The following is a 22,190-nucleotide window of genomic DNA, read 5'->3' on the forward strand; positions in this document are numbered from 1 at the left end:
GGGGCGACGGCATGTGACAACGGGGCGATGACGCGAATCGAAATACGCAAGGGCCTTCCTGACCTCAACTCCTGGTTCGGCGCAGGGCGCCTAAGATACTGCAAAACCCCTGCTGCAACAGGGGTTTGTTCGCTCCGCACGCACTCTCAGGCGTTTGGCGGACGACGCAGCAGGCTGGCGGCCATCGCCGCCAGCAACCCAACTCCCAGCAGCAGTACAGCCCAAAGTCCGAAGCGCTGCCAGTCGCGTGGCGGCTCGCCGCTCGCCGGCTGCGCCTGACTGGCCAGCTCGCCCAGCTCGGCACGTCCCAATCCGGCCAGACGCTCGGGCTTGTAGCCGGGGATCAGGCTGGCCAGCGGCAGCGCCGCCGACTGCGCGCCGGCGTGGCCCAGCGCCAGCCGGTACGGCGGCTCGCCGCGGGCGAGGAACACCAGCTGGGTCGCGCGCAGCGCCAGCTGCAAACGTGGCGCCGCCTCGCCCAGGCCGCCGCCGCGGGCATCCAGGTGCAGGCGCAACTGCTGCACCGGCCAGCCCGGCAGCGCCAGTTCCTCGTGACGCACCTCGCGGCCGTTCTCCGGCAGGCGGTAGAGCAGGCCGCTGACCAGCGGGCGCCAGGGCCCCTGCTCGCTCGCGCGCGCCTCGAAGCGCAGCGGCGCCAGGGTATTGGCCTGTTCCAGCGGCAGGCGCAGACGCTCCAGCGGCAGGGCCAGCGGCAGCTGCCACTGGTACTGACCGTCGCCAGCGCGCTGCGCCGGCAGCGGCTCGGACCACACCAGCGGCGCCGGCTGATGGTCCTGCCGGCGGCTGCGCAGGGTCACCGCCTCCAGCTGCGGCGCCTGCTGCGGGCTGCGCCAGAGCAGGCGCAGGTAGCGCGCGCGCTGGCCCGGCAGCTCGACCTGGCGCTGGTCGATGCGCTCGGCGGCGAAACTCAGCCGCGCCAGCTGCCCCTCGCCCCAGTCGCGCCAGTGCTGCAGGTCGTCGCTGGCCTCGATGGCGAAGCGCTGAAAGCCCTCCTCGCCGCCGCTCCAGTCCAGGGTCAGGCGCACCAATGGGGCGTCGATGGCGCTGGCGTCGAGCAGCCAGCCGCGCAGTTGCTGGTCCGGTTCGCCAGCGGACTCGCCGCGCAGCTCGATCAGGGTGCCCGTGGTGCTGCGCTCGACCCGCAGCGCCGGCGCCTGTGCGGCATCGGCCCGGCCGTGCAGGGGGAACCAGCGCACGCCGTGTTCCTGCTCGTGCTCCAGGGTCTCGCTGCGCCCGGGAATCAGCGCATAGGCCTGCGCCTGGCCGCCGGCGTCGAACACCCGCAGATCGCGCAGGTCGCCGTGGCGCGCGGCCAGGTGCGCGGCGATGGGCAGCTCGAGGCGATACCAGGGGCCCTCGCCGGACAGCTGCAGCGGCAGCGTCTGGCGGAAGTCCTGCGGGCGCTCGGCGGCCTGTACGGCGCCGCCCAGCAGCAGCAGGGCCAGCAGTAGAAACGGACGGATGCGCATCACGCGGCGGGCTCCTTGTGGGCCGAGGCTGGTTGCTCGTTGCTGGAAGGTGGTTCGGCCTGGCGCGGCGGCAAGGGGGCGAAATAGCCCACCACCAGCAGCAGCACGCCGACCCCGATAAAGGACACGATGCGCTCCAGGCCGCCGCGGTTGCCCAGCTCGACGAACAGCAGCTTGGCCACCACCACGGCGATCAGCGCCGCGCCGACCAGCCACAGTTCGCGGCGTACCCGCAGATGACCGAAGAGCATCAGCGCCAGGGCGATCAGGGTCCAGACGATGGACAGCCCGGCCTGCACCAGCATCGAATCCAGCAGCGCCGCGCTGTGCCAGGGCACGCCGCCCCAGTGATGGGCGCTACGCATCACCATCACCGTCAACAGGGCGAACAGCGACAGCCCCCCCACGCCCTGGGTCAGCTGCAGCGCCCGCGCCGGCTCCAGGCCGAGACGCGGCAGGGCGAAGCGGCCCCAGGCAAACAGAGCGCCCAGGCCCAGCAGCAGGCCCAGCTCCAGCGGATTGAGCAGCGGCAGGTAGGCCAGCGGCTCGGCGTCGCCGGCGCTGAGCGCATTGGCCAGCCAGAACCAGGCCAGCATCAGCAGCGCCAGCGGCGCGGCGGCCAGCAGGCGGTACTCGCGGGCATGCACCGACAGCGGCCAGGGCCAGGCGCGCGGCAGCGCCATCGCCCACAGGTAGGCGGTGGGCAGCAGCGCCCAGCCCAGCCAGCGCCAGGCGTTGTAGTGCTCGGACAGGCTCAGCAGCAGGTAGCGCAGCTCCAGCGCCAGCACCCCGAGCAGCAGCCAGCAGCCGAGCACGTGCGCCGCGCTCGCCGCCCGGCTTGGCAACAGGGAGCCGAGCCGGCGCAGGACGAGGAAATGCACGGCTAACAGAGCCAACCAGGCCAGCCAGGCGAAGTTCGCCGCCGGGTGATACCAGCCGTGCCAGGCGTGCAGCAGGATCAACCCGCCCAGCGGCGCCAGCAGGCTGCACAGCAGCGCCAGCTCGCGCCACTGGCTGCGCGCGGCGACCAGCCCCCAGAGGGCCACGCTGAGGGTTGCGGCGCCGAGCAACAGGGTCGTCTGCAACGCCGGTGCGGCGAAGCGTAGCACCTCGCTGGCCAGCGCCAGGGCCCACCAGGCCGCGCCCCAGACCAGCAGCAGCTGGCCCAGGCGCAGCAGGCTGACGCCGTTCATGCCGCCGGCACCCTCGCGCCGCGCCAGGGCCTGCAGGCGCCAGGCGCCGACCTGCGCGGCCAGGCCGAGCACCGCCGGCGTCCAGAAGCCGGTATGCGCCAGCGGCGTCAGCCCCGCGCCGCTCAGCCCCGCCAGCAGCAGCGGCCCGGCGGCGAGAAAGGCCAGGCCGGCGAATAGCTGCAACGCCAGGCTGAAGTAGAAGGCCACGCGCTGCTGCAGGTACAGCGCCAGCCAGAGGATCAGCAGGCCCGTACCGCCCCACACCGCCGCAGCGGCGACCCAGGGCAGGACGAACAGCACCGCCAGGTTGACGAATGCCAGCCCCGCCAGCAGCACCAGCGACAGCCCGGTCAGCAGCCGGCGGCTGGCACGTATCTGCGGATCGCGCGCCGCCAGCAGCATGCCGGCGATCAGGCCGAAGCCGAGCAGAGACGCCGCCAGCAGACCCAGCCAGCCGGCGGCGAAACCGCCGCGACCGAAGGCCGCATCCAGCGCCATCTGGCCGACAAACAGCAGACCGCCCAGCAGTTGAATGGCGAAGGCGCTGAACACGAAGCTGCGCGCACCGATACGCAGCCCCACCAGCAAGGTGGCCAGCCCCGCCAGCGCCCAGGCGATGGCCGTACCCGGCGCGGCCAGCAGCAGCGGCGCGATCAGGTAGACGAAGGCCAGCCCGGCGACGCCCAGCCAGGGCAGCAGGCGGTTTTCCCAGCGGCTGGCGGCCTGCGGTGTCCGGCGCAGCTGCCAGTAGCTGAACAGCAGCGCCGCAGCCAGCATCAAAGCGCCCAGCGGCGAGCCGTCCAGCAGGCGGCCGTAGCCGGCATCCAGGCCATGGAGGAAGGCCAGCGCCGCGCCGAGTTGCAGCAGCAGGGCGAAGGCGCGGGCCAGCGGCCGCCCCTGGCGCAGCCCCAGCCAGAAGATACCGGCGCCCTCCACCGCCCAGGCCGCAGAGGTCCAGCGCGCGTCCAGGCCCAGGGGAATGGCCAGGCTGGCGAACACCACACCGAGCGCCAGGCAGGTCTCCACCAGTAGCAGCGCGCGATGCCCGGCACGCGCCTTGAGCAGGTGCGCCAGCAGCAGGTAGAACAGGCCTAGGCCGAGGGCGCTGAACGCGGCAGCGAACTCGATATGGCGCACCAGCGCCAGCTGCAGGCCGAAGCCGATCAGCGGCGGGCCGAACAGCGCGGTGCCGTCGACATAGTCGCCGCGTCGCGCCGACCAGTGCAGCAGCGCGTCGCGCTCCTCGGGGGCGTCGCTCGCCTCGCGCAGCTTGCGCCGGGCGAACAGCAGGCCGATGGCCAGGTACATCAAAAAGAACAGGACCAGGAACGGCTGGGTGCTCCACAACAGCTCCGGCGTGTAGGAGCGCAGGCCCCAGGCGAAACCGATGCCGAAGGTGCCGACGAAGCCGATCAGGTTGAGCAGGCGCCAGGCCTTGAACCAGGCGATGACGAAGATGCCGGCATTGAGCAGGGCGAAATAGGAGAACAGCGCGACATGGTTGCCGCTGCCGGTGGAGGTCAGGATCGGTGCGGCGAAACCACCGAGCGCCGCCGCGGCGGCCAGGCCGAGGGCGTTCTGCCGCACGGCCAGAATCGCCGAGCACAGCGTGACCGCCACCAGCAGCCCCAGCGCCATGCCGGGGTCGAGCAGCGGATGCAGGCGCATGGCGGCGAATACCGTCAGGTACAGCACGGCGATGCCGGTGCCCTGCAGCACCAGGGCGTAGCCGGGATTGCGCAGGCGCAGCCACCAGCCCAGGCCGAGCAGGGCCAGCGCGCTGGCCGCCACGCCCATGTAACGCAGCTCGACCGGTACCTCGACGCCTTCGGTGGCGTAGCGCAGCAGGAAGGCCAGGCCGAGGAACAGCAGCACCACACCGACCCGCAATACGGTGTTGCCACCCAGCAGCCAGGCCTTGGCGGCGGCGAAGCCACGTTCGAGCAGGTTGGGCTCACGCGGCTCGCGGGGTTTCCAGGGGCCAGCCTGGGGCGCCGATGGCGGCTCCTGGGCGACCTGCGCGGCTACGGGCGCTGGCGCTTCGGCGGGTTGTGGCGGCGCCGCTTCGATTTCCGGCTCCAGCGTCCAGTCCAGCTCCGCCTCTGGCGCCTGCTCGGTGGTGGTGGCCTCGGCCACAACCGGCTCGAGCGGCGGTTCGGGCTTGAGCTCGGCCGCGACGGGTGAGGCCTGCTCGGCCGGTGGCGGCATCTGCGGTTCGCCCCGCTCGCCCTGCTCCACCCTGAGCAGGCGCTCGTGGATGGCGCTGGTGCCGCGTTCGAAGCGTTCGGCGAAGTCCTTGAGCTGGGCGGCCAGTTGCCCGTTGCGCTGCTCCAGGCCGTGCAGGCGCAGCGCCTGGCCCAGACTCAGGCCGAGCAAGCCGCCGAGAATGGCGCCGGTGACGGATTCGCTGACCCCAGCGCCGAGTACCAAGCCGACCAGCATGAAGATCCATTGCATGCAGTGTGTCCCGCTCCGATAAGGAAGTCGCCTCGCATCCCTGGCAGGCCGAGGTGCGCCCAGTATAGGAGGCGCGCTCGCCAACACCCAGGGAGACGACTGCCACAGCAGTCACAGGCACAACGCAAAGTAGCCAACTGCCAGCCGGTGCTTCACAAACGCGGCGCGCCCGCTATCATCGCCGCCCCCAACCCGCGCGGCGCAGACCGCCCACGACCCGACCATGATGAAGCCCCGCCTGATCGCCGCCGCCGAACTCGACCGCCTGGAAACCTGGGCCAAATACAGCAGCGACATGTGCCACAGCTGCATGTCCAGCTGCTGCACCCTGCCCGTGGAAGTACGCCTGAACGACCTGATCCGCCTGGAACTGGTGGACGAGTTCGAGCGCAGCGAGCCACCGAAGAACATCGCCAAACGTCTGCAGAAGGACGGCGTGGTCGAGCGCTTCAACCAGAAGTCGGGCATCTTCACCCTGACCCGCATGTCCAACAACGACTGCCTGTTCCTCGATCGCAAGACGCGCCTGTGCACCGTCTACGACAAGCGCCCGGACACCTGCCGCCATCATCCCAAGGTCGGCCCGCGGCCGGGGTATTGCGCTTACAGACCGAAGTAGGCCGGACATGCGCGGCGCGCTACAGCGCCACGCATTTCGGGTATATCAGCGCTGCAGCACGCGGATCCGCGACAGCAGCTCGTCACGGTCGACATAGCAGCCCTGAAAATGCCGCGCGCCGCTGGCCGGGTCGAACTCGGTGCGCGCGTGCATCACCCGCCGATTGTCGAAGCACCACAGCTGCCCGGCCTCGAGCCGGCGCTGCAAGCGAAAGCGTGGCTCGCGGGTCAGGGCGATGAAGCGCCGGTAGGCACGATACAGCGCCGGCATGCGCTCGACCGGCGCGTCGAACGGGCCGCGCAGGAAGTTGGCCATGCGCACCTCGCCGATCCGCCCCTCGGCATCCAGGGCGATGATCGGTGCCAGGCAGCGGTAATCGCTGGTGCGGCTCTTGTTGCGGAACTCCACCGGCGTCGTGCACAGGATGTCGAACAGCTCGGGCGCCTCCTGGTGCAGCGCCTCGGCGATGGCGAAACCGTCGACGAACACGCTCTCGCCGCCCGTCGCGTCGTTGACCAGGCAATGCAGGAACTGCAGGCCCGGCTGCAGCTCGCGGGTCGGCAGGTCGGTGTGCAGCGGCAGGTTGAAGGCGGTGTAGGCGTTGCTGTCGGCATCGGCCTTGGACTGCACGTCGAACAGCACGCCGAAGTTGCTCTCGCGAATGAAGGAAATGCGCTTGGCGAGCCGGAGCAGGACGCCCTCGCTGGCCGGCACCGCCACCAGCTGGGTCAGGCCCAGATCGCGCACCGCCAGCAACCAGCGCAACAGGGTGGCGTCATCCTCGAGCACCGCCTGGTAGTCGAAGCGCGGCAACTGCTCGGCCAGTTCGGCGCCCCACAGCTGCGGTTGCGGACGCTGCGCCTGGCGCTCTTCGCGCGATGCCGAATCATAGGCGTGAGCCCGCAGCCAGCCGGGGTGGAAGCGGCTGTGGTGACCGCCCAGCCAGTCGATCAGCAGATGGCCCTGCTCGTCGATGCGGGTCCGCTGCGGAGCCAGCTCCTCCGCCACGTCGACGATCTCCAGCAGCTGTTCCCGGGTCACGCCGTAGACGCACTGGCTGCAGGGGCAGTTGTCGCGCAGCCACTGGTAGTGGAAGGGACTGACCCGGCCATCGCTCCAGGTGACCTGCAGGCTGTCGCGGGTGGCGTCGAGGCCGACCAGATCGGCACTGATCGGGTAGGTGCGCCAATCGGCGATGGGTGCGGCCTGGAGCGAGGGGTCTACGGCATTCATGGCGGTCTCCTTGCGGGATGCTGGCCCGCGAAATTGTTGTCAGGGATGGGGGGACGCACACCAGGCCATCCTGGCCTGCCGGCCGGGCACTAGGCCCTGGCCGGGGGCAAGGCTATGACCCGGCCGACATGCAGCGGTCTGGGCAGGCTCCGATGGGCCTGCGCCAACGCCAGCAGCCGTTGCCGCACCTGCTCGTCGAACGCGGCCGAGCGGCCGCCGGCAGTGTCGATGTTCATCAGCATCTGCTCGCTGGCGGCGAGCAGTTCCTCGCCCTCCGGGTAGTAGAGGCCGTGGTGGATGTGCAGGCGCTTGCCGTCATGCGCCAACAACTGGGTGCGCACCTCTACCTCGGCGCCGAGCTTGATCTCCGCCAGGTAGTTGAGGTGGCACTCCAGGGTGTACAGGGTGTGGCCGCTGCGGGCACGCCCCGCCTCGTCCAGACCCAGGTGGTCCATGAGCGCGTCGGTGGCGTAGCTGAAGATCAGCAGGTAGAAGGCATCGCGCAGATGGCCGTTGTAATCCACCCACTCGGGGGGAATGGCGCTACGGTAGGTACTCAGCGCTTGGGCAGACATGGATGGACTCGCTCCGACAGGGCGGGCCCCCGCAGGCGGGAGCGCGCGTAGGGTGCGCCGCACGCACCGGAAAGACGCGGTTACTCGGCGAACTCGAAACCATGCCTGGCCTTGGTCTGGCGGATCGCCTCCAGCACCGCCAGCAGGCAATCGTCGCGGTAGCGCTCCAGGGCATCCAGGCTGCGTTCGCCCTGCTGCTCGGCAGTGCCCTCGACCACCGCGTCGATCAGCCCCTCGGTCAGCTCCGGCGCCTCGAGGTACGTCCAGGGCAGCTTCAGCGCCGGGCCGAACTGGGCCATGAAGTGGCGCATGCCGGCCGGGCCGCCGGCCAGGGTATAGGTCAGGAAGCTGCCCATGAACGACCAGCGCAGGCCGGCGCCGAAACGGATCGCATCGTCGATCTCGCCGGTGCTCGCCACGCCATCGTTGACCAGGTGCAGCGCCTCGCGCCACAGCGCCTCGAGCAGGCGGTCGGCGATAAAGCCCGGCACCTCCTTGCGCACATGCAGCGGGCGCATGCCCAGCGATTGGTAGACCTCGATGGCGGCCTGCACCGCCTCCGGGGCGGTCTTCGCGCCGCCCACCACCTCCACCAGCGGCAGCAGATAGACCGGGTTGAACGGGTGGCCGACCACGCAGCGCTCGGGATGCTTGGCGTCTGCATAGAATTCGCTGGGCAGCAGGCCCGAGGTGCTGGAGCCGATCAACACATCCGTGCGCGCGGCGGCGCTGATCTTGGCGTGCAGCTCGCACTTGAGCTCGAGGCGCTCGGGGGCGCTCTCCTGGATAAAGTCGGCATCGCGTACGCAGTCTTCGATGGTGTTCACGAAGCGCAGGCGATCCAGCGAGGCGCCGGGGGCCAGGCCCTGCTGCTGCAGCGCCGGCCAGGCATTGGCCAGGCGCGTGCGCAGCGCGGCCTCGGCGCCGGGCGCCGGGTCCCAGGCGATCACGTCGAGGCCGCGGGCCAGGGCGCGGGCGATCCAGCCGGCGCCGATAACGCCGGTGCCGAGGGCGGCGAAGGTCTTGATATGGGTAACGAAGGTCATGGTGAACTCCGGTAGCCCGGATGCGATCCGGGGCATGGCAGATGAAATTTTCCCGGATTGCCTCCGGGCTACGGGGGATGCCCACAGGCCCTCTCCCCCGGCCCCTCTCCCAGTGGGAGAGGGGAGAAAATCGTTAACGGCGCTTGAGCTTCATCTTCTCGCGGCCTTCGGCCGGGGTCAGGGCGCGGCCGCCGAGGCGTTCGATGATCTCGATGGCGCGCTCGACCAGCTGGCCGTTGCTGGCGTGCACGCCGCGATCCAGCCAGATGTTGTCTTCCAGGCCGACCCGCACGTTGCCGCCGAGCAGCATGGCCTGAGCGACCATGGGCATCTGCATGCGGCCGATGCCGAAGCCGGCCCAGGTGATGCCCGGCGGCAGGTTGTCGGCCATGGCCTTCATGGTCGTGGTGTCGGCCGGCGCGCCCCAGGGAATGCCCAGGCACAGCTGGATCAGCGGGTCTTCCAGCAAGCCCTCCTTGAGCAGCTGCTTGGCGAACCACAGGTGGCCGGTGTCGAAGATTTCCAGCTCGGCCTTCACCCCCAGCTCGGTGATGCGTTTGGCGCCGGCACGCAGCTGCGCCGGGGTGGAGACATAGATGAAGTCGCCGTCGCCGAAATTCAGGGTGCCGCAGTCCAGGGTGCAGATCTCCGGCAGCAGTTCCTCGACATGCGCCAGACGCTCCAGCGGACCGACCAGGTCGGTGCCGGCGCCGAACTCCAGCGGCTGCTCGCCGCGGCCGATTTCCAGGTCGCCGCCCATGCCGGCGGTGAGGTTGATGATCACGTCGGTGTCGCTCTCGCGGATGCGCTCGACCACCTCGCGGTACAGCGCCACGTTGCGGCTCGGCTTGCCGGTTTGCGGATCGCGCACATGGCAGTGGGCAACGGTGGCGCCGGCCTTGGCTGCCTCGATGGCGGCGGCGGCGATTTCCTTGGGCGTGACCGGGATGGCCGGGTGCTTGCCGACGGTGTCGCCGGCGCCGGTCACCGCGCAGGTGACGATGACTTCGTAGTTCATGGAATCTCCATCCTTATTCGAGGCGAAAGGGTGCCGTACGCCGCCAGAGGCGCACGCACGGCAGATGATGGTTGAAGAGGGAGGCGGCGCCGCGGCGCGTCTCAGTCGAGGGCGGCCCGTACTGCCGTCACGCCGTCCTGGCCGTCGAAGGTGGTCACCCCGGCCAGCAGGCGGTCGAGGTCCTGCGGATTGTCCTTGAGCCAGCGACGGGCCACGGCCTTGGCCTCCTCGCGGGCCATGATCGGCTCCATCAGCTCACTTTCCTGGGCGGCGCTGAAGGTCAGGTTATGGAGCAGGCGGTCGACGTTGGGGCAGCGCTGGGCATAGTCCGGGGCGACCACGGTCCATACCGTGGCCAGGCCTTCATCGGCGCCGAACACGTCCTCGCTGCCGGTGAGGTAGGTCAGGTCCATCTTGATGTTCATCGGGTGCGGCTTCCAGCCGAAGAACACCACCGGCTTCTTGGCCTTGACCGCGCGACTGACCGCCGCGAGCATGGCCGCCTCGCTGGATTCCACCAGCTTGAAGCCGCCGAGGCCGAACTGGTTGGTGTCGATCATCTTCTGGATGGTGGTGTTGGCCCCGGTGCCCGGGTCGATACCATAGATCTTGCCGTCCAGCTGGTCACGGAACTTGGCGATGTCGGCATAGGTTCTCAGGCCCGCCTCGGCCAGGTAGGTAGGCACCGCCAGGCTGGAGATGCCGTCGCTCAGGCCCGGCTCGGCGAGCACCTTGACTTCGCCCTTGTCCTGGAACGGCTTGATGTTGTCGTCCATCAGCGGCTTCCAGTAGCCGAGGAAGAAGTCGACCTGCTTCTTGCCGATGCCGGAAAAGATGATCTGCTGCGAGGCCTGGGTCTGGGTGGTTTGATAGCCCAGGCCTTCGAGCAGGGTTGCAGCCACGGCCGTGGTGGCGACCACGTCGGTCCAGCCGACCAGACCGATACGTGCCTTCTGACAACTGGCATCTTCGGCGGCCAGCAGGGAGGAACTGAACAAGCTCAGGGTGCAGCATGCGGCCAGCGCGGTAAGACCTTTCATCTGGGTGCTCCTCATCGTGTCACAGCGGTTTGCTTTCGTTCTTCTAGAGGCCGGTCGGCCCCCACCGTGTTGCGGGATCGATTGGTCCCGATGGAGCCACCTTACGCGCCGCTGCGCCGGAAAATTCCCACTTAGCCGACCATTGCTTGACCTATGGCGACCTTATCTTGCGCGGCGCTGGCGCCTGGCTTCTTAATGGAGGGCACCCTACTGGCGGATTGCCCATGACCCAAACCTTCGCCTTCCTGCTGCTGCCCGGTTTCTCGATGATAGGCCTGATGTCGGCCATCGAGCCGCTGCGCGTGGCCAACCGCTTTCGCGGCGAGCTGTACCGCTGGCGCCTGCTCAGCCTGGACGGCGAGGCGGTGGCGGCGAGCAACGGCATGTCGCTCAACGTCGAGGCCGGCCTGGAGTTGCCGGAAGAGGTCCAGGCGCTGTTCGTGGTCGCCGGTTTCGAGCCCCTGGCGTACTACGACAAACGCCTGGCCCATTGGCTGCAACGCCGCGAACGCGAGGTCAAGGTGCTCGGCGCCATCGACACCGGCAGCTTCGTGCTGGCCGAGGCCGGGCTGTTCGAGCAGCAGCGCCTGACCCTGCACTGGGAGGCGATCGACGCCTTCTGCGAGCGCTACCCGCAGCTGCAGGTGACCCAGGAGCTGTTCGAGATCGATGGCCGGCGCATCACCAGCGCCGGCGGCACCAGCAGCCTCGACCTGATGCTCGGGCTGATCGGCCGCGATCACGGCGAACCGCTGGCGGTGCAGGTCTCCGAGCAGTTCGTGCTCGGCCGCATCCGCACCCGCCAGGATCACCAGCGCATGCAGATCGCCAGCCGCTACGACCTGCACAACAAGAAACTGGTGCGGGTGATCGGCGAGATGGAGCGCCACTGCGAGCAGCCGCTGCCCTGCGAGGAGCTGGCCGAGCAGGTCGGGGTCAGCGTGCGCCAGCTGGAGCGGCTGTTCCGCCACCACCTGCACACCACGCCTTCGGCCTTCTACCTCGGTTTGCGCCTGGACAAGGCGCGCCAGCTGCTGCGCCAGAGCGATCTCAGCGTGCTGGAGGTGGGCCTGGCCTGCGGCTTCGACTCGGCGTCGTATTTCTCGCGCTGCTACCGCCAGCACTTCGCCGCCAGCCCCAGCCAGGATCGCCATGAGCGGCCGGTCGGCTAGACCCGACGTAGACCGGATGCAATCCGGGGCCAGGCGCCGCGGATTCCCCGGATTGCATCCGGCCAAGCGGTAACGGGCGGAGCGACGGCTTATCCGTTCGCGACCTCGGCTTGACGCTTTCGGCAAACCCCCAGTCGTTTTTGCACCGGGTCGCCCCGCCCCCCAGGGATAAGCTCTGTCCAAAGCACCGACGCTCCGGATCGGTCATACGCCCAGGGGACAAGCCTGATGAGCCCAGCCGAATTGCACGCCGACAGCATCGTCATCGACGGTCTGATCATCGCCAAGTGGAACCGCGAACTGTTCGAGGACATGCGCAAGGGCGGCCTGACCGCCGCCAACTGCACCGTGTCCGTGTGGGAAGGGTTCCAGGCCACGGTCAACAACATAGTCGCCAGCAACAACCTGATTCGCGATAACAGCGACCTGGTCATGCCGGTGCGCACCACCGCCGATATCCGCAAGGCCAAGGAGCAGGGCAAGACCGGCATCCTCTACGGCTTCCAGAACGCCCATGCGTTCGAGGACCAGATCGGCTACGTCGAGGTGTTCAAGCAGCTCGGCGTGGGCATCGTGCAGATGTGCTACAACACCCAGAACCTGATCGGCACCGGCTGCTACGAGCGCGACGGCGGCCTGTCCGGCTTCGGTCGCGAGGTCGTCGCCGAGATGAACCGCGTCGGCATCATGTGCGACCTGTCCCACGTCGGCTCCAAGACTTCCGAGGAAGTCATCCTCGAGTCGAAGAAGCCGGTGTGCTACTCGCACTGCCTGCCGTCCGGCCTGAAGGAGCACCCGCGCAACAAGTCCGACGAGGAGCTGAAGTTCATCGCCGACCACGGCGGCTTCGTCGGCGTGACCATGTTCGCCCCCTTCCTGGCCAAGGGCATCGACTCGACCATCGACGACTACGCCGAGGCCATCGAGTACGTGATGAACCTGGTCGGCGAAGACGCCATCGGCATCGGCACCGACTTCACCCAGGGCCACGGCCAGGACTTCTTCGAGTACCTGACCCACGACAAGGGCTACGCCCGCCGCCTGACCAACTTCGGCAAGATCGTCAACCCGCTGGGCATCCGCACCGTGGGCGAATTCCCCAACCTCACCGAGACCCTGCTCAAGCGCGGCATGCCCGAGCGCGTGGTGCGCAAGGTGATGGGCGAGAACTGGGTGCGCGTGCTGAAAGACGTCTGGGGCGAATAAGCGCCCCACTCGCAAACGAATACGACCCGTAGGGTGGATGACGCTCTTTTCATCCACCAGTCCACCGCACGGTGGCTCACCTCTGCGGTGGATGGATAAAGCGCCAGCTACGCGCCCCGATCCACCCTACACCTGACTTGAAATCGGAGTTATCCACATGGCCACCCACGCCCCCGAAATGCCCATCGCCGTCGACGACGAAACCGGCGTCTGGACCACCGACGCCCTGCCGATGCTCTACGTGCCGCGGCATTTCTTCGTCAACAACCACATGGGCATCGAGGAAGTGCTCGGCGCCGAGAAGTACGCCGAGATCCTCTACAAGGCCGGCTACAAGTCCGCCTGGCATTGGTGCGAGAAGGAAGCCGAGTGCCACGGCATCGAGGGCGCCGCGGTGTTCGAGCACTACATGAAGCGCCTGTCGCAGCGCGGCTGGGGCCTGTTCGAAACGCAGAAGCTCGACCTGGAAACCGGCTACGCCGAGGTCAAGCTCAAGCACTCGGCCTTCGTCTACGTGTACGGCAAGGTGAACCGCAAGGTCGACTACATGTTCACCGGCTGGTTCTCCGGCGCCATCGACCAGATCCTCGCCGCCAAGGGCAGCCCGATCCGCACCGTTACCGTGCAGGAATACAGCGGTGCCGAGGAAGGCCACGACGACGGCCTGTTCGTCACCCGGCCACTCTGAGTCACCCATAAGAAATGCGTGGGAGAGCCGCTAGAGCGCCTCCCACACCGCTAGAGCGCTTACCGTGAGGATGCCGTAATGGCCTTCGAAGCAATGTTCCAGCCGATCCAGATCGGCAAGCTGACCATCCGCAACCGCGTGCTGTCCACCGCGCACGCCGAGGTCTACGCCACCGACGGCGGCATGACCACCGAGCGCTACGTCAAGTACTACGAAGAGAAGGCCAAGGGCGGCATCGGCCTGGCCATCTGCGGCGGTTCCTCGGTGGTGGCCATCGACAGCCCGCAGGAGTGGTGGAGCTCGGTCAACCTGTCCACCGACCGCATCATCCCGCACTTCCAGAATCTGGCCGACGCCATGCACAAGCACGGCGCCAAGATCATGATCCAGATTACCCACATGGGTCGCCGCTCGCGCTGGGACGGCTTCAACTGGCCGACCCTGATGTCGCCCTCCGGCATCCGCGAGCCGGTGCACCGCGCCACCTGCAAGACCATCGAGCCGGAAGAGATCTGGCGGGTGATCGGCAACTACGCCCAGGCCGCCCGTCGGGCCAAGGAAGGCGGCCTGGACGGCGTCGAGCTGTCCGCCGTGCACCAGCACATGATCGACCAGTTCTGGAGCCCGCGGGTCAACAAGCGCACCGACGAATGGGGCGGCACTTTCGAGGGCCGCATGAAGTTCGGCCTGGAGGTGCTCAAGGCGGTGCGCGCCGAGGTGGGCCCGGACTTCTGCGTCGGCATGCGTATCTGCGGCGACGAATTCCACCCGGATGGCCTGTCCCACGAGGACATGAAGCAGATCGCCGCCTACTACGACGCCACCGGCATGATCGACTTTATCGGCGTGGTGGGTTCGGGCTGCGACACCCACAACACCCTGGCCAACGTCATCCCCAATATGAGCTACCCGCCGGAGCCCTTCCTGCACCTGGCGGCCGGCATCAAGGAAGTGGTCAAGGTGCCGGTGCTGCACGCGCAGAACATCAAGGACCCGAACCAGGCCACCCGTATCCTCGAAGGCGGCTACGTGGACATGGTCGGCATGACCCGCGCGCACATCGCCGACCCGCACCTGATCGCCAAGATCAAGATGGGCCAGGTCGACCAGATCAAGCAGTGCGTCGGCGCCAACTACTGCATCGACCGCCAGTACCAGGGCCTGGACGTGCTGTGCATCCAGAACGCCGCGACTTCCCGTGAATACATGGGCGTGCCGCACATCATCGAGAAATCCACCGGGCCCAAGCGCAAGGTGGTGATCGTCGGTGGCGGCCCGGCCGGGATGGAAGCGGCGCGCGTCGCCGCCGAGCGCGGCCACGACGTCACCCTGTTCGAGAAGAAGGATGCCCTGGGCGGCCAGATCACCACCGCTTCCAAGGCCCCGCAGCGCGACCAGATCGCCGGCATCACCCGCTGGTACCAGCTGGAGCTGGCGCGCCTAAACGTCGACCTGCGCCTGGGCACCGCCGCCGACGTGGCGACCATTCAGGACCTGCGCGCCGACATCATCGTGCTGGCCAACGGCGGCCATCCGTACCTGGAGCAGAACGAGCACTGGGGCGCGGCCGAAGGCCTGGTGGTGAGCAGCTGGGACGTGCTCGACGGCAAGGTGGCGCCGGGCAAGAACGTGCTGGTCTACGACACCATCTGCGAATTCACCGGCATGTCGGTGGCCGACTTCATGGCCGACAAGGGCTCGCAGGTCGAGATCGTCACCGACGACATCAAGCCGGGCGTGGCCATGGGCGGCACCAGCTTCCCGACCTACTACCGCAGCATCTACCCCAAGGAAGTGATCATGACCGGCGACATGATGCTGGAAAAGGTCTACCGCGAGGGCGACAAGCTGGTGGCGGTGCTGGAGAACGAATACACCGGCGCCAAGGAAGAGCGCGTGGTCGACCAGGTGGTGGTGGAGAACGGCGTGCGTCCGGACGAGTCGCTGTACTACGCGCTGAAGGAAGGCTCGCGCAACAAGGGCCAGATCGACGTCGAGGCGCTGTTCGCGATCAAGCCGCAGCCCTGCCTGGCCGAGACGGGCGACGGCTACCTGCTGTTCCGCATCGGCGACTGCGTGGCCCAGCGCAACACCCACGCGGCGATCTACGACGCGCTGCGGCTGTGCAAGGACTTTTAAGCCAACGCCTTCGGTGGTTGGACGGACGTAGGTTGGCGCTGAGGAACGAAGCCCAAGATCCGGTTCGCAGAACCGGCCTGCGGCATTGACCGAACACGGGGAGCGCTACGCGCTCCCCGTTGGGCTTTGCCAGCTCAGCGCCAACCTACAGGTCGCATTGTTTTCCGGTCCCGCGAAGGAGACCACGAGATGTTGAACACCCTACTGCCCATCCTGCTGTTCGCCGCCCTCGGCCTGGCCGTGCTCGGTGCCGGCAAGCGCTTCTTCATGTGGCGCCGCGGCCGACCGGCCCAGGTCGACTGGATCGGTGGCCTGCTGAAGATGCCGCGCCGCTACCTGGTGGACCTGCACCATGTGGTCGAGCGCGACAAGTACATGTCCAAGACCCATGTCGCCACCGCCGGCGGCTTCGTCCTGGCCGCCGTGCTGGCGATCCTCGTGCACGGTTTCGGCCTGCATAACCGCATCCTCGGTTTCGCCCTGCTGGCGGCCACGGTGCTGATGTTCGTCGGCGCCCTGTTCGTCGCCAAGCGCCGGCGCAACCCGCCGAGCCGGCTGTCGAAGGGCCCCTGGATGCGCCTGCCGAAGAGCCTGCTGATGTTCGCGGCGAGCTTCTTTATCGCCACCCTGCCGGTCGCCGGGATTCTGCCCGAGAATTTCGGCGGCTGGATTCTGGCCGCCGTGCTGGCCGTCGGCGTGGCCTGGGGCGTGTCCGAGCTGTTCTTCGGCATGACCTGGGGCGGGCCGATGAAGCACGCCTTCGCCGGTGCCCTGCACCTGGCCTGGCACCGCCGCGCCGAACGCTTCGGCGGCGGCCGTTCCACCGGCCTCAAGGCGCTGGATCTGGACGACCCCAAGGCGCCGCTGGGGGTGGAAAAACCCACCGATTTCACCTGGAACCAGCTGCTCGGCTTCGATGCCTGCGTGCAATGCGGCAAGTGCGAGGCGGCCTGCCCGGCCTTCGCCGCCGGCCAGCCGCTGAACCCGAAGAAGCTGATCCAGGACATGGTCATCGGCCTGGCCGGTGGCAACGACGCCCAGTTCGCCGGCAGCCCCTACCCGGGCATTCCGCTCGGCGAGCACAGCGGCGGCCCGCACCAACCCATCGTCGACCTCAACGGCAAGGCGCTGGTCGATGCCGAGACCCTGTGGTCCTGCACCACCTGCCGCGCCTGCGTCGAGGAATGCCCGATGATGATCGAGCACGTCGATGCCATCGTCGATATGCGCCGTCATCTCACGCTCGAGAAGGGCGCCACGCCGAACAAGGGCGCCGAGGTGCTGGACAACCTGATCGCCACCGACAACCCCGGCGGTTTCGCCCCCGGCGGCCGGCTGAACTGGGCGGCCGACCTCAACCTGCCGCTGCTTGCCGACAAGGGCGAAACCGACGTGCTGTTCTGGGTCGGCGACGGCGCCTTCGATATGCGCAATCAGCGCACCCTGCGCGCCTTCGTCAAGGTGCTCAAGGCCGCCGACGTCGACTTCGCCGTGCTCGGCCTGGAGGAACGCGACAGCGGCGACGTGGCCCGTCGTCTGGGCGACGAGGCGACCTTCCAGAGCCTGGCCAAGCGCAATATCGCCACCCTGAGCAAGTACCGCTTCAAGCGCATCGTCAGCTGCGACCCGCACAGCTTCCATGTGCTGAAGAACGAATACGGCGCCCTCGGCGGCCATTACCAGGTGCTGCACCACAGCACCTTTATCGACGAGCTGGTGCGCAAGGGTTCGCTCAACCTCGGCCAGAGCAAGGCCAGCAGCGTGACCTATCACGACCCCTGCTACCTGGGCCGCTACAACGGCGAGTACGAGGCGCCGCGCGCCGTGCTCAAGGCCATCGGTATCGAGGTGAAGGAGATGGAACGCTCCGGCTTCCGTTCGCGCTGCTGCGGCGGCGGCGGCGGCGCGCCGATCACCGACATCCCCGGCAAGCAGCGCATCCCCGACATGCGCATGGTCGACATCAAGGAGACCGGCGCCGAACTGGTGGCCGTCGGCTGCCCGCAGTGCACCGCGATGCTCGAAGGCGTGGTCGCCCCGCGTCCGGAAATCAAGGACATCGCCGAACTGGTCGCCGAGGTGCTGATCGAGCCCACCGAGGTGGCGGCAAAAAAGCCGGCAGCCAGGCGTGAACTGGCGGAGGTGCAGTGATGAAACGACAATCCCAGTGCATCCAGGAGGCCCAGGCATGAGCGACATAATCCGCCGCGACCCGCGCGCCGAATGGATCGCGCGCAACCGCCTGCACCCGCTGCATGCGGCCATGCAGAGCCAGAACCAGACCAGCTGGATGGGCCCCAACGGCCTGATGCGCAAGAACCCCCATGCCATCGCCGCCGGCTTTATCGGCCCGGCCGGGATCAAGCGCATCGACCGCTCCGGCGCCCAGCAGGGCGGCGGGCAGAAGCGCGGCGCGGCCAGCGCCGCGGTGCAGCTGCCGCTGCACCTGGTCGAGCAGCCGAGCCATATCATCGCCGTGGTGCCGGACATGGTCGGCGGCCGCCTGTCCAGCCACGACAAGGACCTGCTCGGCCTGGCCCGGCAACTGGCCGGCGATAGCGGTGCGGTGCTCGCCGTGCTGTTCGGCGAGGACAAGGAAAGCGCCTTCGACAGCGCCGGCGTCGACCGGCTGCTGCGCATCGCAGGCGAGACCTTCGACGGTTACGCCCCGGAAGCCCGGGTGCTGGCGCTGAGCGCAGTGGACGGCCAGTTCGCCCCGCGCCACTGGCTGCTGCCGGACAGCCGCACCGGCGGCGGCGAACTGGGCCGGCGCCTGGCCGCCAAGCTCGGCGAGCGCCCGGCCACCCGCGTCTGGCAGGTGGCGAACGAGCAGTGCATCGGCCGCGCCGGCGCCGGCCAGCAGGACATCCAACGCGCCCTGCCGCGGCTGATCCTGGCCGCCGCCGAGTGCGCCGAACCGGTCAGCGAGACCCGTCACGAGGCGCGCCCGGTGGAACTGGCCGCGCCGGTCGCACACAGCCTGACGCGCCTGCAGGACCTCGGCCCGGTGGCCGTGGACCCGGCGCAGATCCCCATGGCCGAGGCCGAGTTCATCCTCTCCGGCGGCAACGGGGTGAAGGACTGGGAGCTGTTCCACCAGGCCGCCGTCGCCCTCGGCGCCACCGAAGGCGCCTCGCGGGTGGCGGTGGACGACGGCTTTATGCCGCGCAACCGCCAGGTCGGCGCCACCGGCACCTGGGTCACCGCGCGGGTCTATATGGCCGTGGGCATCTCCGGGGCCATCCAGCACCTGCAGGGCATCGGCGCCTGCGACAAGGTGGTGGCGGTGAACCTGGACCCCGGCTGCGACATGATCAAGCGCGCCGACCTGTCGGTGATCGGCGATTCGGCGGCGATTCTCAAGGCGCTGCTCGAGCGGGTCGCCGCCTGGCGTCAGGAAGGCAAACGTGATGCGGCGTAGCCCGGATGACATCCGGGGTCACCACCATCTTTCCCGGATTGCATCCGGGCTACGGGGACAACATGACTGATCTGAATATCGTCGCCCTGGTCTCGCTCGGCGCCCACCCGACCTCCGGTCGCCCGCGCCGCGCCGAACAGGATTCCCGCGCGGTGGAACTGGGCCTGCGCCTGGCCGGGCAGCAGCTGCAGCTGCTGCATGCCGGCGACCCGCAGGCCGAGGCGCTACGCGGCTACCTGGGCATGGGCCTGGAGCAGCTCGACGTGCTCGAGCAGCCCGACGGCGCCGACGCCCTGCCGCTGCTGGTGGATTACCTGCAGGGCAGCCGCGTGCAGCTGGTACTCACCGGCAGCCAGGCGGAAACCGGCGAGGGCTCGGGCATGCTGCCATTCCTCCTGGCCGAGCGCCTGGGCTGGCCGATGCTGGTCGGCCTGGCCGAGGTGGAAAAGGTCGAGAACGGCGTGGCCCAGGTGCTGCAAGCCCTGCCACGCGGCCAGCGGCGCCGGCTCAAGGTGCGCCTGCCCTGCGTCGCCAGCGTCGACAACGCCGCCCCGGTGGCCCGGCAGAGCGCCTTCGGCCCGGCCCGGCGCGGCCTGATCGAAGCCCATGAAGTCGCGGTGGTGGACGACCCGCTGCTGGCCGAAGCCAGCCTGCTGCCGGCCAAGCCGCGCCCGAAGCGGCTCAAGGTGATCAAGGCCAAGAGCGGCGCCGAGCGGATGAAGGCGGCCACCGCCAAGGCCAGCGGCGGTGGCGGCCAGGTGCTCAAGGATGTCTCGCCGCAGGACGGCGCCGAGGCTATCTTCAAACTACTTATCGAGGAAGGCGTCCTACGTTGACGCCCCAAGCCCAGGAGCCACGACCATGATGCATGCCGACCTGATCGACCAGGAAGACTTCCGCGAACGCCTGGTGGCCCTGGGCCTGAGCATTCCCGCCGGCGCCAGCGCCGAGCAGGCCTGCGAGCTGGCCGTCAGCGGCCTCAGCCCGGAACGCGCCGTGGCCCTGCGCCGCCTGGTGGAGGAGCTGCTCGGCGGCAGCGCCACCCTGCTGCCCAACGTGCGCGAGGCGATCAGCCGCCATCTGCTGCCGGCGCTGGTGCCGAAGCCGGCTTCGGCTTGATCGATCCCGCGCCGTAGGGTGGGCTTCAGCCCACCAAGGCATATGTGGATGGGGTCAACCAAAATCCACAAGGGTGACGGTGAAGCCAGAGGGCCACAGAGTGGTGGGCTAAAGCCCACCCTACACCCGGCGCAGACGGCTTTAGCCGCGACGCCAAATAAAACGGGGCGCCACTGGCGCCCCGTTGACCTTGCCGCACCGTCTTACAGCAGGCGCACGCTGGCGAAGGTCGACTCGCCCTGGGCGCGGTTGAGCGCCAGCCCGGCGCTGGAATTGCCCTGCTGCTCGGGGATCGGCAGCAGCATCACCAGGTTGGCGCCCTGCTGGCCGGCACGCTCGTCGCGCGGCGGAATGCCGAAGTATTCGCGGTAACACTTGGAGAAGTGCGGGGTGGAGACGAAGCCGCACACCGAGGCCACCTCGATGATCGACATGCTGGTCTGCTTGAGCAGCTGGCGCGCACGGATCAGGCGCAGCTTGAGGTAATAGCGCGACGGCGAGCAGTGCAGGTACTTCTGGAACAGGCGCTCGAGCTGACGCCGCGAGATGTCGACGAAGCAGGCCAGTTCGTCGAGGTCGATGGGCTCCTCCAGGTTGGCCTCCATCAGCGCGACGATTTCCTGCAGCTTGGGCTGGTTGCTGCCGAGCATGTGCTTGAGCGGCACGCGCTGGTGATCCTGCTCGTTGCGGATGCGCTCGTAGATGAACATCTCGGAGATGCCAGCCGCCAGTTCGCGGCCATGCTGCTGGCCGATCAGGTGCAGCATCATGTCCATCGGCGCGGTGCCGCCGGACGAGGTATTGCGGTTGCGGTCGATGGAGAACAGGCGGGTGGTGATGGCGGCGCGGGGGAAGGCTTCCTGCATCGAGGCCAGGCATTCCCAGTGCACGCTGCAGTCATAGCCGTCGAGCAGACCGGCCTTGGCCAGCGCCCAGCTGCCGGTGCACACCGCGCCGAGCTGGCGGCCCTGGCGCGCCTGCTTCTGCAGCCAGCAGATGTGCTCGCGCCTGACGCTGTGCTGGATGTCGATGCCGCCGCAGACGATCACCGCGTCCAGCGCCGGCGCGTTGTCCAGCGCCGCGTCCGGGGTGATCTTCAGGCCGTCGCTGGCGCTGACCGGCTGGCCGTCGTGGGTCAGGGTGTGCCAGCGGTACAGCTCCTTGCCGGACAGCTGGTTGGCCATGCGCAGGGGTTCCACTGCCGAGGCGAGGGAGATCAGGGTGAAGTTGTCCAGCAGCAGGAAGCCGATGGACTGGGCGACACGGTTCTGGGGCTGGGCCCCTGGGGCGAACTGCGACATCGATGAAACCCTCACGCTAAGCACGGTGAGAAGCCCGACTGAGCGAGCTTCCATTGTTGTTATGACGCTGGTCGTAGGAACCAGTCAGCTATCCATGCTTAGGCAAAGAGCATGCCTAAATTGATTGAGCGTTCAATAAAAATATCGCCGTCGATGCAGGGCGCATCCGGCGGGCTTTTCCAGGCTGTCGACGAACCTCCTGAACAGGCTCGCAGGCCCCTTGGCACGGGGCCTTGAGCATTTCGGTAGCACTCTGCGTGGCGAGCGCTACGCCAGGCCCTGGCCGGTGTAACGGCCAGGCGGTAACAGCAGAGACCAGTAGGTCACTTTTCAGCCATTTCCGCAATTACCGTTCGCACCAAAAGCCGGCACCGCGACTCGCCAACCCCTGGCCGGCGCACCAGCACGGTTCAGCATTCGATGGCGCTGACCGCCAGGCCGCCACGCGAGGTTTCCTTGTACTTGTCGTGCAT

At 68.3% G+C, this 22,190-nt stretch carries 17 protein-coding genes; 9 read left to right on the forward strand and 8 right to left on the reverse strand.

The features are described 5' to 3' along the window. Positions 1 to 146: 146 nt before the first annotated feature. Positions 147 to 1,490: a DUF3999 domain-containing protein gene (locus EA796_RS15535; RefSeq protein ID WP_122109244.1), complete on the reverse strand. Its 1,344-nt coding sequence runs from the start codon at positions 1,488 to 1,490 to the stop codon at positions 147 to 149. Beyond that, a complete protein-coding gene (locus tag EA796_RS15540; protein WP_122109245.1) occupies positions 1,490 to 5,140 on the reverse strand; it encodes a DUF2339 domain-containing protein in 3,651 nt (1,216 codons plus the stop codon). The genes EA796_RS15535 and EA796_RS15540 overlap by 1 nt, the downstream gene beginning before the upstream one ends. Positions 5,141 to 5,363: 223 nt before the next feature. Between EA796_RS15540 and EA796_RS15545 the strand changes: the two genes are divergently transcribed. Beyond that, a complete protein-coding gene (locus EA796_RS15545; RefSeq protein WP_122109246.1) occupies positions 5,364 to 5,759 on the forward strand; it encodes a YkgJ family cysteine cluster protein in 396 nt (131 codons plus the stop codon). Positions 5,760 to 5,804: 45 nt separating this feature from the next. Here the strand turns inward: EA796_RS15545 and EA796_RS15550 are convergent, their stop codons facing one another. The 5 genes from EA796_RS15550 to choX form a co-directional block, all read right to left on the reverse strand. After that, positions 5,805 to 6,992 carry a gamma-butyrobetaine dioxygenase gene (locus EA796_RS15550; protein ID WP_122109247.1) on the reverse strand — a complete coding sequence of 396 codons (1,188 nt, stop codon included), beginning with the start codon at positions 6,990 to 6,992 and terminating at the stop codon, positions 5,805 to 5,807. Between the two features lie 89 nt (positions 6,993 to 7,081). Continuing rightward, the gene (locus EA796_RS15555; protein WP_021444460.1) at positions 7,082 to 7,567 is read right to left on the reverse strand and encodes a thioesterase family protein; all 486 of its coding nucleotides are present in this window, start codon (positions 7,565 to 7,567) and stop codon (positions 7,082 to 7,084) included. Between the two features lie 80 nt (positions 7,568 to 7,647). Continuing rightward, positions 7,648 to 8,613, reverse strand: a complete 966-nt coding sequence (locus EA796_RS15560) for an L-carnitine dehydrogenase (protein ID WP_122109248.1) — start codon at positions 8,611 to 8,613, stop codon at positions 7,648 to 7,650. Between the two features lie 133 nt (positions 8,614 to 8,746). Further along, positions 8,747 to 9,631 (reverse strand): 3-keto-5-aminohexanoate cleavage protein, encoded by an 885-nt coding sequence (locus EA796_RS15565; protein ID WP_122109249.1) that lies wholly within the window; start codon positions 9,629 to 9,631, stop codon positions 8,747 to 8,749. A gap of 101 nt (positions 9,632 to 9,732) precedes the next feature. Next, positions 9,733 to 10,671 carry a choline ABC transporter substrate-binding protein gene (gene choX / locus EA796_RS15570; RefSeq protein WP_122109250.1) on the reverse strand — a complete coding sequence of 313 codons (939 nt, stop codon included), beginning with the start codon at positions 10,669 to 10,671 and terminating at the stop codon, positions 9,733 to 9,735. Positions 10,672 to 10,895: 224 nt separating this feature from the next. Between choX and EA796_RS15575 the strand changes: the two genes are divergently transcribed. The 8 genes from EA796_RS15575 (at position 10,896) to EA796_RS15610 (ending at position 20,416) form a co-directional block, all read left to right on the forward strand. Next, the gene (locus EA796_RS15575; RefSeq protein ID WP_021442440.1) at positions 10,896 to 11,843 is read left to right on the forward strand and encodes a GlxA family transcriptional regulator; all 948 of its coding nucleotides are present in this window, start codon (positions 10,896 to 10,898) and stop codon (positions 11,841 to 11,843) included. A 228-nt stretch (positions 11,844 to 12,071) separates the two neighbouring features. Next, complete coding sequence (locus EA796_RS15580) at positions 12,072 to 13,049, forward strand: dipeptidase (protein ID WP_122109251.1); 978 nt, start codon at positions 12,072 to 12,074, stop codon at positions 13,047 to 13,049. 157 nt (positions 13,050 to 13,206) lie between these two features. Beyond that, a complete protein-coding gene (locus EA796_RS15585; protein WP_122109252.1) occupies positions 13,207 to 13,737 on the forward strand; it encodes a DUF5943 domain-containing protein in 531 nt (176 codons plus the stop codon). A gap of 78 nt (positions 13,738 to 13,815) precedes the next feature. After that, positions 13,816 to 15,876 carry a dimethylglycine demethylation protein DgcA gene (gene dgcA, locus EA796_RS15590; RefSeq protein WP_122109253.1) on the forward strand — a complete coding sequence of 687 codons (2,061 nt, stop codon included), beginning with the start codon at positions 13,816 to 13,818 and terminating at the stop codon, positions 15,874 to 15,876. Positions 15,877 to 16,065: 189 nt separating this feature from the next. Next, positions 16,066 to 18,027: a dimethylglycine demethylation protein DgcB gene (dgcB, locus tag EA796_RS15595; RefSeq protein ID WP_122109254.1), complete on the forward strand. Its 1,962-nt coding sequence runs from the start codon at positions 16,066 to 16,068 to the stop codon at positions 18,025 to 18,027. A 37-nt stretch (positions 18,028 to 18,064) separates the two neighbouring features. Further along, the gene (locus EA796_RS15600) at positions 18,065 to 19,297 is read left to right on the forward strand and encodes an electron transfer flavoprotein subunit alpha/FixB family protein (protein WP_122109255.1); all 1,233 of its coding nucleotides are present in this window, start codon (positions 18,065 to 18,067) and stop codon (positions 19,295 to 19,297) included. 62 nt (positions 19,298 to 19,359) lie between these two features. Further along, the gene (locus EA796_RS15605) at positions 19,360 to 20,133 is read left to right on the forward strand and encodes an electron transfer flavoprotein subunit beta (protein ID WP_122109256.1); all 774 of its coding nucleotides are present in this window, start codon (positions 19,360 to 19,362) and stop codon (positions 20,131 to 20,133) included. 25 nt (positions 20,134 to 20,158) lie between these two features. Continuing rightward, positions 20,159 to 20,416: a hypothetical protein gene (locus EA796_RS15610; RefSeq protein ID WP_021444237.1), complete on the forward strand. Its 258-nt coding sequence runs from the start codon at positions 20,159 to 20,161 to the stop codon at positions 20,414 to 20,416. Positions 20,417 to 20,619: 203 nt separating this feature from the next. On the opposite strand, the gene EA796_RS15615 is transcribed toward EA796_RS15610, so the two are convergent. After that, positions 20,620 to 21,717: a GlxA family transcriptional regulator gene (locus EA796_RS15615; RefSeq protein ID WP_122109257.1), complete on the reverse strand. Its 1,098-nt coding sequence runs from the start codon at positions 21,715 to 21,717 to the stop codon at positions 20,620 to 20,622. Positions 21,718 to 22,190: the final 473 nt, after the last annotated feature.

The organism is Pseudomonas sp. AOB-7 (assembly GCF_003696305.1).
Taxonomy (GTDB): Bacteria; Pseudomonadota; Gammaproteobacteria; order Pseudomonadales; family Pseudomonadaceae; genus Aquipseudomonas.

Coding starts and splice junctions, on each gene's coding strand:
- choX (WP_122109250.1), bottom strand. CDS start 10,671: ATGAAAGGTCTTACCGCGCTGGCCGCATGCTGCACCCTGAGCTTGTTC.
- EA796_RS15565 (WP_122109249.1), bottom strand. CDS start 9,631: ATGAACTACGAAGTCATCGTCACCTGCGCGGTGACCGGCGCCGGCGAC.
- dgcA (WP_122109253.1), top strand. CDS start 13,816: ATGGCCTTCGAAGCAATGTTCCAGCCGATCCAGATCGGCAAGCTGACC.
- EA796_RS15535 (WP_122109244.1), bottom strand. CDS start 1,490: ATGCGCATCCGTCCGTTTCTACTGCTGGCCCTGCTGCTGCTGGGCGGC.
- EA796_RS15605 (WP_122109256.1), top strand. CDS start 19,360: ATGACTGATCTGAATATCGTCGCCCTGGTCTCGCTCGGCGCCCACCCG.
- EA796_RS15585 (WP_122109252.1), top strand. CDS start 13,207: ATGGCCACCCACGCCCCCGAAATGCCCATCGCCGTCGACGACGAAACC.
- EA796_RS15555 (WP_021444460.1), bottom strand. CDS start 7,567: ATGTCTGCCCAAGCGCTGAGTACCTACCGTAGCGCCATTCCCCCCGAG.
- EA796_RS15545 (WP_122109246.1), top strand. CDS start 5,364: ATGATGAAGCCCCGCCTGATCGCCGCCGCCGAACTCGACCGCCTGGAA.
- EA796_RS15610 (WP_021444237.1), top strand. CDS start 20,159: ATGATGCATGCCGACCTGATCGACCAGGAAGACTTCCGCGAACGCCTG.
- EA796_RS15560 (WP_122109248.1), bottom strand. CDS start 8,613: ATGACCTTCGTTACCCATATCAAGACCTTCGCCGCCCTCGGCACCGGC.
- EA796_RS15580 (WP_122109251.1), top strand. CDS start 12,072: ATGAGCCCAGCCGAATTGCACGCCGACAGCATCGTCATCGACGGTCTG.
- EA796_RS15540 (WP_122109245.1), bottom strand. CDS start 5,140: ATGCAATGGATCTTCATGCTGGTCGGCTTGGTACTCGGCGCTGGGGTC.
- EA796_RS15575 (WP_021442440.1), top strand. CDS start 10,896: ATGACCCAAACCTTCGCCTTCCTGCTGCTGCCCGGTTTCTCGATGATA.
- EA796_RS15600 (WP_122109255.1), top strand. CDS start 18,065: ATGAGCGACATAATCCGCCGCGACCCGCGCGCCGAATGGATCGCGCGC.
- dgcB (WP_122109254.1), top strand. CDS start 16,066: ATGTTGAACACCCTACTGCCCATCCTGCTGTTCGCCGCCCTCGGCCTG.
- EA796_RS15550 (WP_122109247.1), bottom strand. CDS start 6,992: ATGAATGCCGTAGACCCCTCGCTCCAGGCCGCACCCATCGCCGATTGG.
- EA796_RS15615 (WP_122109257.1), bottom strand. CDS start 21,717: ATGTCGCAGTTCGCCCCAGGGGCCCAGCCCCAGAACCGTGTCGCCCAG.